The sequence below is a fragment of the Paraburkholderia sp. SIMBA_027 genome, from assembly GCF_046535315.1.
In the GTDB taxonomy this organism is placed as follows: domain Bacteria; phylum Pseudomonadota; class Gammaproteobacteria; order Burkholderiales; family Burkholderiaceae; genus Paraburkholderia; species Paraburkholderia tropica.
In genome coordinates, this window is the sequence record NZ_JAWRWY010001705.1 from 1 (window position 1) to 232 (window position 232).

General features: G+C 59.9%; 1 protein-coding gene. It reads right to left on the reverse strand.

Going from position 1 to position 232, the window contains the following annotated elements; translation table 11 throughout:
• Positions 1 to 232: penicillin-binding transpeptidase domain-containing protein (locus tag SB764_RS44995; protein ID WP_410867435.1), on the reverse strand; the 232-nt coding region annotated here is incomplete at both ends.

Genomic DNA, 232 nt, shown 5'->3' on the forward strand with positions numbered 1-232 from the left:
CCCTGTTTTCCCTGCCAGATGCAGGTTCGGGTATTTCGCCCCAAGCTGACGACCCGTACCGCGTTGTACAACCTGCTGCATGGTCCATAGTGTCAGATACGCCGCCTGCGCCGGAACAGCGCGTTCCGCCTGCGGGAAGCTCTGATACAGCACTTTGCCATCTTCCGCGATTACCGAACGCAGTGCAGAAAGCGGTGCACGGTTACCACCGCTGGCGATGGTCTGGAATGCC